Source organism: Clostridium thermosuccinogenes (assembly GCF_002896855.1).
Taxonomy (GTDB): Bacteria; Bacillota; Clostridia; order Acetivibrionales; family DSM-5807; genus Pseudoclostridium; species Pseudoclostridium thermosuccinogenes.
Genome location: NZ_CP021850.1, coordinates 2040427 through 2056819, shown reverse-complemented (window position 1 = coordinate 2056819; position 16393 = coordinate 2040427). Strand labels below are relative to the sequence as shown.

Sequence of the window (16393 nt, the reverse complement as noted above, 5' to 3'; positions counted from 1 at the left end):
AACAAGCAGACAGAGAGTTTGCTTAATATACATTGGATATAGAAGTGAACATGAAAGGGGATATCGAAATGCAAATCATCAATAAATTGAGATTAGCTGTCCAATTGCGCTATATCGAATTATTAAGAAAGTTTAATATAAGGACGGATTCATCCTTGTTCTATATCGGAGGCAGCGAGGCACTACCTCCTCCTCTCAGCATTGACGAAGAAAACTATTTACTGGGCAAGCTGGAAAAAAGGGATTTTGCCGTCAAATCCATCCTGATAGAACGAAACCTGAGGCTGGTGGTATATATCGCCCGAAAGTTTGAAAACACCGGGGTGGGAGTGGAAGACCTCATATCCATTGGAACGATAGGATTGATCAAGGCTATAAACACCTTTAATCCTTCTAAGAATATAAAATTGGCTACATACGCATCCCGATGCATAGAAAATGAAATTCTCATGTATCTGAGGCGCAACAACAGGCTTAAGACCGAGGTATCCATAGATGAACCTCTGAATATCGACTGGGATGGAAACGAACTGCTTCTCTCGGACATATTGGGAACCGACAGCGACCTCATTTACAGGAGCATCGAAGATGAGGTGGATAAGGAGCTGCTGGATGCCGCTATGAAAAAGCTCTCCATGCGTGAGAAAAAGATAATGGAACTGAGGTTCGGCCTAGTAAACGGAGTGGAAAAAACTCAAAAAGAAGTGGCTGATATGCTGGGTATTTCCCAGTCATATATTTCCAGGCTGGAAAAGAGGATCATTAACAGGCTTAAGAAAGAAATAAACCGGATGACTTGACGTGCAAAAGCCGCAAACATCTCTATTTCAAGGCTTGTCAAGGCCTTTTGCAAAAATTTTTTGCACCCGTTTCCAGTATAAAAATGACCTCCATGGCAATAATGATACTGACTGAAATTAGTAGCCGGGAGGTTTTTTCTATGCTGATCAATAAAGTTGAAATTTGTGGTGTAAACACATCAAAGCTGCCTGTATTAACAAATGAGCAAAAAAAAGCTCTCTTTGAGAGGATGCACAATGGAGACAGCACAGCAAGAGAGGAGTTCATAAGAGGAAACCTTCGACTTGTTTTGAGTGTTATACAAAGATTTAATAATAGAGGAGAATATGTGGATGACCTATTCCAGGTTGGCTGTATAGGTCTGATCAAAGCCATCGATAATTTTGACGTAAACCAGAATGTAAAGTTTTCCACTTATGCCGTTCCCATGATCATTGGTGAAATCAGACGTTATCTTAGAGACAACAATTCCATCCGCGTCAGCAGATCTCTAAGGGATATTGCATATAAAGCCCTTCAGGCTAAAGAATATCTGACAAACAAGAATTCAAAAGAACCTACGATAAGTGAAATTGCTGAAGAACTGAAAATTTCACAAGAGGATGTGGTATTTGCATTGGACGCGATCCAGGACCCCATATCCTTGTTCGAATCAGTATATCATGACGGCGGAGATGCCATATATGTAATGGATCAGGTTAAGGACGAAAAAAACCTTGATGAGAACTGGTTAGAAGGGATCGCGTTAAAGGAAGCGATGAGAAAGCTGAATGACAGAGAAAAATTAATACTGAACCTTCGGTTCTTCGAAGGTAAGACCCAGATGGAGGTCGCCGAAGAGATAGGAATCTCCCAGGCCCAGGTCTCCAGACTGGAAAAAACAGCTCTCCTTCACATGAAGAAATATATATAAAACACCGAAAGGTGTTTTTTTCATATACTCCGGCCAATAGACATATATTTATATCGATAGCGCACTGTAAGGATTAACTAGGCTTAAGCTATTCCTTCATCGCCCATGAGGCATGACGGAATTGGCTTAAGGATTCTTTTAGTTGTCGCAGGGTAATTTTGTCGTTATCCATGATTTCGTGCAGTACGCTTTAGAAGCGTCTGATCGTGAACTGCACTTTTTATGGTGATATGATGAGGAAAAGGGGCGGTATTAGCATGTGCCGGACATCGGATCTAAAGAAAAAGGAAGTAATAAATCTTCACGATGGAAGAAGACTGGGCTTTGTCAGTGATGTGGAAATCAATATGGAGGATGGCAGGCTTGAAGCCATAATTATACCTGGCCCGGGAAGGATTTTTAAAATGATAGGCAAGGATGATGAAGTTGTCATTCCCTGGGATCATATCAGTAAAATAGGCGATGACATAATTTTTGTCGATATGGATGAGAGATTTATGCGCAAATACTTTGACTGATATGAAAAATTGGTATAAAATTGTTTAAAGGTATAATGTCCTGGCATGTTGTTTTGATCGAACGGCAAAGCAGCATCACCTTCCTTTTATAATTTATACTGGAGGATGTAAAGATGAAATGTCCTTACTGTGGCTATGAAGATGATAAGGTTATAGATTCAAGACCTACTGATGAAGGCACGGCAATAAGAAGGAGAAGAGAGTGTTCGAAATGCCTTAAGAGGTTTACCACCTATGAAAAAGTAGAAAACCTTCCTATCATGGTCATAAAGAAAGATAAAACACGGCAGGCTTTTGACCGGAATAAGCTTTTAAACGGCATTATGCGCGCCTGTGAAAAACGGCCTGTCTCATCGGAAGATCTGGAACGTCTGGTGGACGAAATAGAAAGCCAGGCGTATAACTCGCTTCAGCGGGAGATAACATCCCAGGCCATCGGAGAAATGGTCATGGCCAAGTTAAAAGACCTCGATGAAGTAGCATATGTTAGGTTTGCGTCTGTTTACAGACAGTTTAAAGATGTCAACACCTTCATGGACGAGCTTAAAAAGCTATTGAAAGACAACAGCATGGAAAAATAAGCCTCACTTAGCAAAATACAAAGAATTTTGCTAAAAAATGTATACACTTCTTAAAATTTATTGTATTATTATGTTGTTACATAATATCAAAAATACTTTATACCAAAATCAATGCAAACATTGTGCTGCGGATTGAGAATGATGCTTGGTTGAGATTTTTAAAATGAGGTGGAATCCATCTTTCAAAGCCTTTAAATTGTGCTTCTTAAAATCGGCAGCACAGAAGATTTATTATTTAGCAAGAGGTAATTTTCTATGCTGGCGAAAATAAATAGCTGTGGTCTTACCGGCATTGACGGTTACATTGTGAAAGTAGAAACGGATATCAGCAACGGCATACCGGCTTTTGACATAGTCGGCCTAGGTGATGCGGCCGTAAGGGAATCCAAAGAAAGGGTAAGGGCCGCAATAAAAAACACAGGTTTCGAGTTCCCTGCAAGAAGGATAACGATAAATCTTTCACCCGCGAATTTCAGAAAGGAAGGTTCGTCCTACGACTTATCCATAGCTCTTGGCATTTTATCAGCTACAGAGCAAATCTCCGTTTGTGATTTGGACAGGTATATGTTCATCGGGGAGCTATCCCTGGATGGTGAAATAAAGCCGGTAACAGGCATTCTGTCCATGGCTCTGGCAGCAAGAGATGAAGGGATAGAATTTCTTGTGCTCCCTAAGGAAAATGCCAATGAAGCTGCTGTGGTCAAGGAGTTAAAGGTCCTGCCGGCAAAGCATCTGTCGGAAGTTATCAATCATCTTAAAGGTAAAGCATTGATAGAAAGATATATAATTGACATTGACAGTATTTTTAACAACAGACATGTGTATGACCTGGATTTTGCGGATGTAAAGGGACAGGAAAACGTCAAAAGGGCATTAGAGGTGGCTGCTTCCGGTGCCCATAACTGCCTGATGATTGGAAGCCCGGGTTCTGGCAAATCCATGATCGCCAAGAGGCTCCCTTCCATACTGCCGTCGATGACCTTTGAAGAAGCCCTGGAGGTCACCAAAGTCTACAGCATTGCTGGCTTGCTGCCTCCCAACACATCTTTGATCACCACACGGCCTTTCCGCAGTCCACACCACACCATATCGGACATAAGCCTGATAGGTGGAGGTAAAACTCCAAGGCCCGGTGAGATAAGCCTTGCCCATTATGGTGTTCTTTTTCTGGACGAGCTTCCCGAGTTTAGCAGGGACGCTCTGGAAGTATTGAGGCAGCCGCTGGAGGATGGCTATGTGACCATATCCAGAATTAACTCAAGCCTTACATATCCGGCAAAGACCACTCTCATTTGCGCTGCCAATCCCTGTAAATGCGGAAATCTCCTGGATATATCAAAGCAATGCACCTGCACCCCAAGGCAGATACATCAGTACTTGGGGAAGCTGTCGGGGCCCCTCCTGGACAGGATAGACATACAGATTGAAGTCGCTTCGGTAAAGTACAGTGATTTGGAAAGCTCCACCGAAGGGGAAAAATCAAGCGCAATCCGGGAAAGGGTTAACAGGACCAGGAAAATTCAGCTGGAAAGATATAAAGGTCTTAACATCTTTTCCAATTCCCAGCTCCAGCCGGCAATGCTTAATAAATTCTGCAAGCTCGACAGCGAAGGGAAAGCACTCTTACGCAATGCCTTTGATAAGCTGGGTCTTAGTGCCAGAGCCCACGGAAGGATACTAAAAGTTGCCCGCACCATCGCCGATATGGATGAAAGTGAAGACATAAAAGCACGCCATCTGGCTGAAGCGATTCAGTACAGGAGCCTTGACAGGATGTTCAGAAACCATTGATGTAGGGACATAGCTGCTAGTAGAATGGATCAATGGTATATTCAAATCCTTCTTTAATCCTGCTTTTTGTTGTTACTTCATTATCAAAAGAATTTTCTACCTGTGCAATTATCCTCGGAGTAGTGGAGTAATCATCCTCATCTTGACATCAGCATCATATAAGTATGGCTATTTGAATACATGAGAGTAGTTTCAGTTAATAATCTTTTCATACAAAATTTTTTTGACAAATAAATAGAAGGGATTATTTTAATTTTATGCTATAATATATGATGTATGCCCTAAACAAAGGCTTATTTCAAATATAGCTGCCAGTATTTACTTTTGCTTGGGCAGCAAATTATTGATATTTTATGATTATTACTAATCACAAATCCAGGTCATGGATTGTGAAAATCAGTTTTCAATTAGTTTGGAGGAAATAATGAGCTTAAGAATAGAAGAAAGAAAAAACATACAGGTTTCGACAGAAGAGATTACAAGACAGCGCCAGTTTTTGGAGGAAGTAAAACAGATCAACTACCAGAAGGAACTGAAGACCGGAAGAAAAAAGCTGTATCATCTGGTCACCTTTGGATGCCAGATGAACGAGAACGACTCCGAAAGGCTTGCCGGCTTCCTTGGGGAGATGGGGTATGCTGAAACGGAAAACATCAATGACAGCGATGTCATAATATACAACACCTGCTGTGTAAGAGAAAATGCCGAATTAAAGGTATACGGGCATTTAGGGGCCTTGAAGCACCTTAAAGAGGAAAAGCCGGAACTAATTATTGCGGTATGCGGCTGTATGATGCAGCAGCCGGAAGTGGTCGAGCATATAAGGAAGAAATACAGGCATGTTGACCTGATATTCGGCACCCATAACCTCTTTAAATTTCCGGAATTGCTATATACTGCGATCAGCTCCAACTCTCCGCTGGTGGAAGTCTGGGAGACTGCCGGAACAATAGCCGAAGGTATGCCTATTGAGCGAAAAAACGGGGTAAAGGCCTGGGTTACAATAATGTACGGATGCAACAACTTTTGCTCTTACTGCATAGTGCCGTATGTAAGAGGCCGGGAACGCAGCAGAAGTATGGAGGATATTATTAATGAAGTCAGGATGTTAGGACAACAGGGCTACAAGGAAATTGCCCTTCTCGGCCAGAACGTAAACTCCTACGGAAAGGATATGAAGGATGGCACTTCTTTTGCCAAGCTGCTGTATGAGATAGATAAGATCGAAGGCATTGAAAGGGTGCGTTTTATGACATCCCATCCGAAGGATCTTTCCGATGAGCTCATCCAGGCCATGAGGGACTGTAAAAAGGTATGCCGACACCTGCATCTTCCTGTTCAGGCTGGGAGCACCAAGGTATTAAAGGAAATGAACAGAAAATATACAAAGGAGCAGTATCTCGACCTTGCAGCCAGAATAAAAAATGCGGTTCCTGGTATAGCTCTAACCACCGATATAATTGTGGGCTTCCCCGGAGAGACGGAGGAAGATTTCAATGACACCATCGATGTGCTGGAAAAAGTCCGCTTTGACTCGGCCTATACTTTCCTGTACTCCAAAAGAACAGGAACCCCAGCAGCAAAACGTGAGGATCAGGTACCGGAGGAAGTAAAAAAGAGAAGGTTTGACAGGCTGCTGGAAGTGCAAAACCGTATAAGCAGGGAGATAAATGACGGATATATGGGTAAAGAAGTGGAAATCCTTGTGGAAGGTTTAAGCAAAAACAACGATGAGACCTATACCGGAAGGACAAGCACCGATAAAATTGTACATTTCAAAGGGCGTGAAGAGCTCATCGGCAAGCTGGTGACCGTGCGCATTGAACAGGTTCAAACCTGGTCCCTTTTTGGCACCCTGATAGAGAAATAAGGACAGCGGTTTGTTTTAGCCAAAACTTATTCTTTGGTTATTTGGCTGGTAAAATGAAAAATATGTTATAATAATTGCTCAGACATATACATGAAAAAATTAGTTATTGAGGTGCATTTTTATGGATATAATTTCAAAAGCAAAGGAACTGGGCGAGCTGATTGCTTTGTCCGAGGAAATGGCAACTTTGAGGCGGTGCGAGGAGCGCGTTATTAATGATAAAAAGGCCGACAGGCTTTTGAGAGAGCAAAAAATGATTCAGGACGAGCTTATAAGAGCTGCACAAAATGGTGAATTTACCAGTACTCATGAACAACTCAAGAACATACTGGCAGCAAAGCAGGAAGAGATCAGAAATTACAGCATAACAGCCGATTTCCTGAAAGCTAAAGAGAATTTTGACAAGCTGATGAAAACCATCAATGATGTCATATTATTCACAATTACAGGGGAAGAACCATGCTCTGACAGCAAATGCGGTTCCTGCGGCGGTTGTGGCAGCCATGCGTAGCGACAGGAGGAATTTCAGATGGCGTCAGTAACACCAATGATGCAGCAGTATCTTGATATAAAGGAACAGTATAAGGACTGCATATTGTTTTTCAGGCTTGGCGATTTCTATGAGATGTTTTTCAAGGATGCGGAGATTGCATCCAAAGAGCTGGAAATCACCCTCACAGGAAAGGACTGCGGGCTTCCTGAAAGGGCACCCATGTGCGGCGTGCCTTATCACGCTGCGGATTCCTATATATCAAAATTGATAAACAAAGGCTACAAGGTCGCTATTTGTGAACAGCTGGAAGATCCGGCACTGGCCAAGGGCATAGTGAAGAGGGACGTGATACGGATAGTGACCCCGGGTACCGTCATAGACTCTTCCATGCTGGATGAGAAAAAGAACAATTACCTTGTTTCGGTATATAAGTATAAATACTATTTCAGCCTGGCCATTGTGGATATTACCACCGGGGAGTTTCTGGCAACCCAGATCAACTGGGGAAACACTATAGGCAAGCTGACGGATGAGCTGGCAAAGTTCTCTCCGTCGGAGATAATCGTAAACAGTGAATTTTTTCAGGATGAGACTTTGCTGACAAACATACGAAAAAGGTTCAATTTTTATATATCAGCATTTGATGACAGCTATTTTGAATATGGGTTTGCTGCCAGCAAGATAAAAGACAAGTTTGGCGACTGTGAAATACTTAATATGGAATACAACCTGTCGGTTAATGCCGTCGGAGCGCTGTTGGAGTATTTGGAGCAGACTCAAAAGGTCAATCTCGATCATATACAGTCTTTGAATGCATATAAGATCGAGGAGTTCATGATTCTGGACGCGTCCACCAGAAGGAATCTGGAGCTTACGGAAACCATGCGGGAAAAGAGCAGAAGGGGCACCTTGCTGTGGGTTCTGGATAAAACCGTGACCTCCATGGGCGGAAGGCTGCTCAGGAAATGGATTGAACAGCCCCTTATAAATATTGCCGACATCAATGAGAGGCTGGACGCTGTTGATGAGCTTAAGCAGAAGTTCATGCTGCGAATGGAGCTCAGGGAGCTTTTAAAGCGGGTATATGACATAGAAAGGCTGATGGGCAAGATAATCCTGGGCAATGTTAACTGCAGGGATCTTGTGGCTCTCAAAAATTCCATAGGCCAGGTTCCTCATATAAAGAACATTCTGAAAGATTGCACGATGCCCCTCAATGTTAAAATCTTTGAGCGGATGGATACTCTGGAAGATGTTTATGAACTGATCGACAGCTCAATAATAGATGATCCTCCCATAACGATAAAAGAGGGAGGAATAATAAAGCCTGGCTACAACCCTGAAGTGGACAGGCTCAGAAAGGCAACCACAGAAGGCAAGGACTGGGTGGTGGCTTTGGAAAGCTCCGAAAGGGAAAAAACCGGCATCAAAAATTTGAAGGTTGGATTCAATAAGGTTTTTGGCTATTATATTGAAGTCACCAAATCCAACCTTTCGCTGGTCCCGGACAACTATATCAGAAAGCAGACCTTGGCCAATTGCGAAAGGTACATCACCCAGGAACTGAAAGAGATGGAAGACAGCATTCTGGGAGCCGAAAGCAAGATCGTAGATCTGGAATACCAGATATTCCTGGAGATAAAAGGGAAGATTGCTCAGGAAGTCGCACGAATAAAAAGTACAGCAGAGGGTATCGCAGAAGCAGACGCACTTTGTTCCCTGGCAGAAGTGGCAGACAGCGAAAATTACTGCAGACCCGTGGTGGATGCCGATGAGGAGATAGATATAAGAGACGGCCGGCATCCGGTAGTGGAAAAAATGCTTGGGCAGGGCAGCTTTGTTCCCAATGATACCTTTCTGGATATGAAGGATAACCGGCTGGCTGTCATTACCGGGCCCAACATGGCCGGAAAATCCACATACATGCGCCAGACAGCTTTAATAGTCCTAATGGCACAGATAGGGAGCTTTGTGCCGGCAGGCAGCGCAAAAATCGGAATCACCGACAGAATTTTCACGAGGGTCGGAGCTTCTGATGACCTTGCTGCAGGGCAGAGCACTTTTATGGTGGAAATGTCGGAAGTGTCCAACATACTTGCCAATGCCACACCAAGAAGCCTTCTCATATTGGACGAGATTGGCAGAGGGACAAGCACCTTCGATGGTTTGAGCATAGCCTGGGCAGTTATCGAATACATATGCGACAAAAATAAAATCGGCTGCAGAACGCTTTTTGCCACCCATTATCATGAGCTTACGGAACTGGAGGGAAAACTGACGGGCATAAAAAACTACTGCATTTCCGTAAAGGAAAAAGGGGAAGATATAATTTTCCTCAGAAAGATCACCCGGGGCGGAGCAGACGGCAGCTATGGGATACAGGTGGCAAGGCTGGCAGGATTGCCCCAGGAAATCATCGACAGGGCCAAAGAAATATTGAACGAGCTGGAAGACAGCGATATCAGCAAGAAGGAAAAAAAGCTCAAAAAGATGAAAGTTCCGTTGGAAGGACAGATAGACCTGTTTGCTGTTTTAGGCAGCGAGTCAAAGCAGGAAAATGAGGTGCTGGAGGAAATAAAAAATATCGATATAACCACGCTGACACCTCTCGATGCTTTGAATATACTCTATAAGCTTCAGCAGAAGGCTAGAAAGCCTTAGAAAGGAAAAGGATGGGCAAGGTAATAATTCTTGACGAAAACACGGCAAATAAAATAGCTGCAGGAGAAGTGGTGGAAAGACCTGCATCGGTGGTAAAGGAACTGGTGGAAAATTCCATAGACGCAGGAGCTGAAAGCATTTCCATAGAGATCAAAAACGGCGGGATAAGCTATATCAAGGTAGTTGACAACGGTTCAGGCATAGAAGAGGATGATCTTGAAATTGCTTTCGAGAGGCACGCAACCAGCAAGATAAGGCATGCTGACGACCTGGAGTCGATTATAACCATGGGCTTTAGAGGCGAAGCCCTGGCAAGCATTGCAGCCGTTTCAACCGTTGAAGTGTCAACGAGAGTTAGGGAAAAACCTCACGGAACCTATATAAAAATCCAGGGCGGAACCGTACAGGATGTGAGACAAACCGGCTGTCCCGTAGGGACTACCTTTATAGTCAGAGACTTGTTTTACAATACTCCTGCCAGGTTTAAGTTTTTGAAAAAGGACAGCACCGAAGCCGGATATGTGTCTGATCTGGTAAGCAGGATAGCTCTTGCCAATCCTCACATTTCCTTCAGATTGGTTAGCAATCATTCCCAGGTTCTTCATACCCCTGGCAATAATGACCTGTTAAGCACTATTTTCAGCGTATATGGCAAAGAGGTTGCCCGGCAGGTGGTCAGGATCGATTATGAAGAAAGCGGCATAAGGGTTACCGGATATGCAGGAAAGCCAGAAATTGCAAGAGGTACAAGAAGCCATCAGACTATATTTGTCAATGGAAGGTATATAAAAAGCAAGCTGGTAAGCTCGGCCATCGACGAAGCTTATAAAACGCTTTTGATGAAAAACAAGTTTGCTTTTATTGTGTTAAATATTGAATTGAATCCCCTTCTGATTGACATAAACGTCCATCCGACAAAAATGGAAGTGAGGTTTTCCGAAGAGCAAAAGATTTTTAGAATCGTTTACCATGCAGTAAACAACGCTCTTCTGGGTACATCCCTCATAAGGACGGTGCGCCTGGAAAGCAAGGATAGCAATATATTCAAGTTCGACGGCTTTGAAAAGGCCAATGGGGACTTTTTGCAGCAGGATATATATTCCGGGATAAATCCGGTGTTGGATAAGAAAAAAACCGGGACAAAAGAAGCCAGGACAGAGGAAGCAAAGCGGCATGAAATAGAGGGCACAAAAGGAGCAAATTATATAGCAGGAGAAGCTCTGGCATGGGAAAGCGGAACAGGAAGAGCCGCAGCGAGAGAAAGCTTCTCAAACATAACCGGAGCACAAAAAACTTCGACAAAAGACACTACAGCAAGCAACGCCTGGATGGAGTCACCCGGAGAAAAATATAATTTCCCAAGCAAAGCTGAAGAAGAAATCGACGAAAGGGAAATTACAGATTGCAAAGATGAAACAACGAAAATCGATGCAAGGGAAGTTACAGCATTCAAAGACGGAGCAGATAAATCCGATGGAAGGGATATTACAGCATACAAAGTTGAAGCAGATAAACCGGATGTAAGAGATATTACTGCATATAAAGACGAAGCAGATAAGTCCAATGTAGGAGATATTACAGCATATAAAAGCGAAGCAGATAAGTCCAATGTAGGAGATATTACAGCATATAAAGGCGAAGCAGATAAGTCCAATGTAGGAGATATTACAGCGTACAAAGGTGAAGCAGGAGAATCCGGTACAAGAGATGTTTCTGCATTCAAGGGTGAAACAGAAAGATTCAATGCAAGAGGTATTACAGCATACGAAAGGGAAGCGCAAAAAATCGATATAAATGAATTTACTGCAAGCGAAGCTGGATCAATAAAACATGGAGCAGTAGAAAGTGTTCCAAGCGCAACCGGAGAAGACGAATTTGAAGAAGACTTGACCTTGACAAACGAAACCGGAATAGGAAAAGCCAAAGCAGGATATGAAGAAAAAGCATCCCTTGCCATAGACGAGGATGTTAAATTTCAAAGCTCCGATGCTGAAACCTTCCGCGAGGTGTCATCCCGTTATGGTGAAAAGACTCCTGAAGCTGAAATGTCTTTAAGCGAGTGTACGTTGGTTGGTCAGGCTTTCTCAACCTATATCATTTTGCAGCATAAGGACGAGCTGATGCTTATAGACCAGCATGCCGCCCATGAGCGTATAACTTATGAAGCGATGAAGAAAAAGTTTATGGATAACGAATCTCTATCCCAGGAGCTGCTAGCTCCCATTGTTATAGAAGTTACCAATCAGGAGCTAAAGCTACTGCAGGAAGAAAGAGAATTTTTCAATAAACTGGGTTTTATTTATGAGGATTTTGGCAATAATTCCATTATACTGAGATCCGTGCCCTTTGCATGCATTGATGAGCCTGTAAAAAGCGTTTTTTTGGATGTTGTGGACAGTGTAACCAAGGCCGGCAAGGACAACTACAGAAAAATCGCCGACGACGCGATATACACCATGGCTTGTAAGGCTGCAGTAAAAGCAAACAAGCGGCTGGACGAGATGGAAATAAGAAAAATACTGGAGGATTTGGACAAACTGGAAAATCCATATACTTGCCCCCATGGACGTCCAACAATTGTACGGCTTACTAAATATGAACTGGAAAAGATGTTTAAAAGAATCGTATAAATGAAGAACGGATATAGTTAAAGAAGCAACTGTGGGGTGGATTATGGATAAGGTGATAGTCATTTTGGGACCTACCGCTTCCGGTAAGACAAATTTGTCAATTGATCTGGCTAAAAAGCTGGATACTGAAATCATATCTGCAGATTCAATGCAGGTATACAGATACATGGATATCGGAACAGCTAAGCCGGATATGGAAGAAAGGCAGGGTATAAAGCATTATCTCATTGATGAAATATATCCTGATGAAGAATTCAATGTTGTGAAATTTAAAGATCTGGCAGAAAAATATATTGAGGAAATATTAAAAAGGGGAAAAATTCCCATTATAGCAGGAGGCACAGGGCTTTACATCAACTCCTTGATATATAACATAAATTTTTCGGAAACGGAAAGCAATCAGGAGTTGAGGGAAAGGCTATGGAAGGAAGCCGAAGAAAAAGGCAATCGTTACCTTCATGATATACTAAAGAAAATCGATCCGAAGGCAGCGGAAAAAATCCACGAAAATAATGTAAAGAGGGTTATCAGAGCCATAGAAGTTTACGAACAAACCAAAAAGCCCATATCTTATCATCAGGAGTTATCCAGAACCCAGGCTGTAAAATATGAATATATACTGATTGGATTGAGAATGGAAAGGGAAATTCTTTACGACAGGATCAATAAGAGGGTCGACCTGATGATGGAAAAGGGCCTGGTGGATGAAGTCAAAAGATTGGTAGAACTGGGATACGACAAAAACGCCGTGGCGATGCAAGGTATTGGATACAAAGAAATCCTCTCCTACCTAAGAGGAGAGATTTCACTGGACGAAGCAATTTATATTATTAAAAGGGATACCCGACATTATGCCAAAAGGCAGATGACATGGTTCAAAAAAATACCTGATGTCCATTGGATTGACGTCGACAAGCTGGACGGACATTTAGAATTATTGGAAAATGTCAAAGATTATCTTGCAACATTTGGAATTTTCCTATAGAATAATATTAAAATGATGAACCAAAACATTGCTCATTATATATTTAATATACAATGTGTCAATATTTATGCAAGCGCAGAAAACAGAGGAGGATTATTGTGGTTAAGAATAGTATTAATTTGCAAGATGTTTTCCTGAATCAGGTAAGAAAGGATCATATTCCCGTTACAATCTATCTTACCAACGGCTTTCAATTGAAAGGCATGGTAAAAGGATTTGACAACTTTACTGTAGTTTTGGATAGCGAAGGAAAGCAGCAGCTTGTTTATAAACATGCCATATCAACTGTAAGCCCGATGAAAATGGTAAATTTGATTTTCAACGATAACAAAGAATAAAATATATTTATTTTTATGGGCAATATAATTGATATATCCATTTCAGAAGTTTTACCTGTGCATGATAAAATAGGGTCCATATTATTAGGCCCTATTTTATTATGCTGTCATTGATTGTTCTGCTATATAGTTTTCCATGCATCTGCTGTAAGCTTTGAAAATAAGAAATTGAGCTTATGCTGCACTTCGGTGTTATCCAATCCATTAATCTGCTTGATACTCTCTTTAGTTTATTCTTAAAATCTCTATATGTCATTTAAATCTTTACATTTACACAAGAAGCCTTGGATTAAAGCACTGCAATTCCGTCCCTTGCCTTAAGTCTGTACTTTAATCCGCATAATATCGCAATATCGTATCAGAAATAAGCTATAAAGCTTATTGAATCACAGCTTTCTGAAAACACCAATCACTTTCCCGAGAATTGACACGCCCTCTTTGACGATAATGGGGTCGTAATATTTGTTCTGCGGCTGAAGCCTGATATAATCCTTTTCTTTGTAGAAGGTTTTAACCGTCGCCTCATCTCCAATCAAAGCAACAACAATATCGCCGTTGGATGCCACTGACTGCTGCTTAACAAGCACATAATCCTTGTCTAATATGCCTGCTTCCACCATACTATCTCCCTGAACCCTCAGCATAAATGCCGTAGAATTCTGTACGAAATCCACCGGGATTGGAAAGGTGTCTTCTATATTCTCAACAGCGAGAATGGGCTGTCCTGCTGTAACCTTGCCGACTATAGGCACATCCACCAGCTCTTTTTTGGAATAATACTCGCCTTCTTTTCTAACTTCCGTTTCCTTGTTATTGGATATAATCTTCAACGCTCTGGGCTTTGTAGGATCTTTCTGAAGATAACCGTTTTTTTGCAGCTGCTCGATATAACCATGTACAGTAGAGGTCGATTTATAACCCATAGCGCTGCATATTTCCCTTACTGAAGGAGGATACCCTTTTTCATCTATTTGCTGTCTAAGAAATTCAAGTATTTTCCGCTGCTTTTCATTAAGCGGACTCTTATTATCTTTTTGCATGGTTTGCACCTCAGTTCGAATTATTTGATAGCAACCTTTCATAAGCCAGAAAATTTATAGTAAATCAATATGTAACCAGACCCACGGATAATGATGCAGGCCATACCACCTGGCTTAATTACAGGTTCGGCATTCTTTCTACCTTATTATAACATATTTTTTACAAAAATCAAACTAATGTTCGAATTTTTTTCACAAATTATTGACAAAGAACTAATGTTCGTATATAATTCAGTTAACAAAGGAACAAATGTTCTGTTGTGGAGGCGGTTTTATGAGAAAAAGGTATGTATTGAAGAACAAGAAGAGATTCATATTATTCATTTCCTTCATAACCTTCATAATGCTTACAACCTTGTTTGCCGCAAGCGTACAGGGATATAAGGAACCTACATATATGGAAATAACCGTTTTTCATGGGGACAACCTGTGGAATATTGCCGAAAAATACAGCACAGGCGGAGATTTGAGAGAGTACATTCATAAAATAATAGAAATAAACAATCTATCCGGCAGCAACATATATGCAGGCTCCAAGCTTTTGATACCTGTCGGAAGTTAGCAGTACGAAAGCTTAATCAGCTGCATACTTTTTGAATTACCATGTTTACTAATGCATTCCCACCGGTTATAATTTATCTTAATAATGGCAATAAAAAGGAGTATATCAGTATGAACAAGGAATGTTTGTTGTATGACCGGGAATGCGTTGATTGTGGCGAATGCGACATATGCGACCTGGACCCGGAGAAAAGGTGCGACAACTGTTGCAAATGCCTGGATGATATAGATGAATATAGAACTGTTTATTTGGAAGAGTTCATGGACATTCAAGAAGAAAAAGAAATGATAGAAAATTTCAATAATAATGAAAAAGAGAAAGAATGACATGATGTTCTGATAAATAAGGTTCTGCCAAGTTCAGTACTATCATTCAATACCTGGGTTTAGCCTGGCTTTACCAGCTATCAGTTCAATGAACTCCGATTTGAATACAACTTTCTATGACAAAATCATAGAAAGCTGTTTATTATTCCAGAAAGAAAACATTAAAAAGTGAAAATAAAAAGGGAAGTTAATTCAATCACTAGCCTAAAGACATATCCCTTAAATTATTGACATATTAGTAAAGTGTTATATAATTGAACATAAATTACATAGATTGCCAAAGCCGTTAATTTATTTTATTAGATTTGGTGTTGATCATGGGTATAGATATTTTATTTTATGAAACAGACACAGACATGAATGCCCAACCATCATGGTTGTATAGTGCATATAAGGATTTGCAAATAGACAGTATCTTTCAGCATCTTTATTCTGATGATTTCTATTCCAGTCTATAATGGAAGATTGTCAAGGGAGCTCAAGGAGTTATCCGAATTGATTAATAGAATCAATTCCGACACACTGGTACTATTCAATGAGCCTTTTACGTCCTGTACTTCAGTGGACTCATTGACAATGTCACTGGAATTGATCTGTTATCTAAAGTTGCTGGGAGTTAGAGGCCTGTGGGTGACCCATATTCACGTTCTGGCGGATCAGTGCGATATTTTGAATAAATTGCTGGAGCAGGGTTCAAAGCTAATCTCACTGGCTGTGGGAGTGGAAGAAGGGGACGACAAACTGCTTTATCCAAATTACAAGGTTTGCAGGGTGAAGCCCCAGCACAGCAGTTTTGCTCTGGATGCCTTGCAAAGAAACGGCATTGACTGGCTTTAGATTTGTGAGTATATCTAAAAAAGATGCCATCATGTTGAAAGCAAATT

The 16393-nt window shown here is 41.4% G+C and carries 15 protein-coding genes; 14 read left to right on the top strand and 1 reads right to left on the bottom strand.

What is annotated here, in order from left to right; all coding sequences use genetic code 11:
• The first annotated feature begins 68 nt into the window (after positions 1-68).
• From sigE to hfq, 11 genes are all read left to right on the top strand, one after another.
• Positions 69-800, top strand: a complete 732-nt coding sequence (sigE, locus tag CDO33_RS09065) for an RNA polymerase sporulation sigma factor SigE (protein ID WP_103081078.1) — start codon at positions 69-71, stop codon at positions 798-800.
• Positions 801-940: 140 nt separating this feature from the next.
• Positions 941-1714: an RNA polymerase sporulation sigma factor SigG gene (gene sigG / locus CDO33_RS09060; protein ID WP_103081077.1), complete on the top strand. Its 774-nt coding sequence runs from the start codon at positions 941-943 to the stop codon at positions 1712-1714.
• Positions 1715-1944: 230 nt separating this feature from the next.
• On the top strand, positions 1945-2232 hold the full coding sequence (locus tag CDO33_RS09055; protein WP_479690696.1) for a YlmC/YmxH family sporulation protein: 288 nt from the start codon (positions 1945-1947) through the stop codon (positions 2230-2232).
• A 113-nt stretch (positions 2233-2345) separates the two neighbouring features.
• Positions 2346-2813, top strand: a complete 468-nt coding sequence (gene nrdR, locus CDO33_RS09050) for a transcriptional regulator NrdR (protein ID WP_103081075.1) — start codon at positions 2346-2348, stop codon at positions 2811-2813.
• Positions 2814-3068: 255 nt separating this feature from the next.
• Positions 3069-4604, top strand: a complete 1536-nt coding sequence (locus tag CDO33_RS09045) for a YifB family Mg chelatase-like AAA ATPase (protein ID WP_103081074.1) — start codon at positions 3069-3071, stop codon at positions 4602-4604.
• 424 nt (positions 4605-5028) lie between these two features.
• Entirely contained in the window at positions 5029-6474 is a 1446-nt protein-coding gene (miaB, locus tag CDO33_RS09040) for a tRNA (N6-isopentenyl adenosine(37)-C2)-methylthiotransferase MiaB (RefSeq protein ID WP_103081073.1), read from the top strand.
• Between the two features lie 121 nt (positions 6475-6595).
• A complete protein-coding gene (locus CDO33_RS09035) occupies positions 6596-6985 on the top strand; it encodes a YlbF/YmcA family competence regulator (RefSeq protein ID WP_103081072.1) in 390 nt (129 codons plus the stop codon).
• Positions 6986-7003: 18 nt separating this feature from the next.
• On the top strand, positions 7004-9628 hold the full coding sequence (mutS, locus tag CDO33_RS09030) for a DNA mismatch repair protein MutS (protein WP_103081071.1): 2625 nt from the start codon (positions 7004-7006) through the stop codon (positions 9626-9628).
• Positions 9629-9639: 11 nt separating this feature from the next.
• Positions 9640-12258 carry a DNA mismatch repair endonuclease MutL gene (mutL, locus tag CDO33_RS21250; RefSeq protein ID WP_242973877.1) on the top strand — a complete coding sequence of 873 codons (2619 nt, stop codon included), beginning with the start codon at positions 9640-9642 and terminating at the stop codon, positions 12256-12258.
• A gap of 43 nt (positions 12259-12301) precedes the next feature.
• Positions 12302-13243 (top strand): tRNA (adenosine(37)-N6)-dimethylallyltransferase MiaA, encoded by a 942-nt coding sequence (miaA, locus tag CDO33_RS09015; RefSeq protein ID WP_103081070.1) that lies wholly within the window; start codon positions 12302-12304, stop codon positions 13241-13243.
• A gap of 98 nt (positions 13244-13341) precedes the next feature.
• Positions 13342-13581 carry an RNA chaperone Hfq gene (gene hfq, locus CDO33_RS09010; protein WP_103081069.1) on the top strand — a complete coding sequence of 80 codons (240 nt, stop codon included), beginning with the start codon at positions 13342-13344 and terminating at the stop codon, positions 13579-13581.
• A gap of 386 nt (positions 13582-13967) precedes the next feature.
• On the opposite strand, the gene lexA is transcribed toward hfq, so the two are convergent.
• Positions 13968-14621 (bottom strand): transcriptional repressor LexA, encoded by a 654-nt coding sequence (lexA, locus tag CDO33_RS09005; RefSeq protein ID WP_103081068.1) that lies wholly within the window; start codon positions 14619-14621, stop codon positions 13968-13970.
• Between the two features lie 274 nt (positions 14622-14895).
• Here lexA and yneA point away from each other — a divergent pair, with 274 nt between their 5' ends.
• The 3 genes from yneA to CDO33_RS08990 all read left to right on the top strand — a co-directional run bounded on the left by yneA (position 14896) and on the right by CDO33_RS08990 (position 16346).
• Positions 14896-15183, top strand: coding sequence for a cell division suppressor protein YneA (gene yneA / locus CDO33_RS09000; protein ID WP_103081067.1), 288 nt, complete (start codon positions 14896-14898; stop codon positions 15181-15183).
• A gap of 110 nt (positions 15184-15293) precedes the next feature.
• Positions 15294-15509, top strand: a complete 216-nt coding sequence (locus tag CDO33_RS08995; protein WP_103081066.1) for a hypothetical protein — start codon at positions 15294-15296, stop codon at positions 15507-15509.
• Positions 15510-16004: 495 nt separating this feature from the next.
• Positions 16005-16346, top strand: coding sequence for a P-loop NTPase family protein (locus CDO33_RS08990; RefSeq protein ID WP_103081065.1), 342 nt, complete (start codon positions 16005-16007; stop codon positions 16344-16346).
• Positions 16347-16393 lie beyond the last annotated feature (47 nt).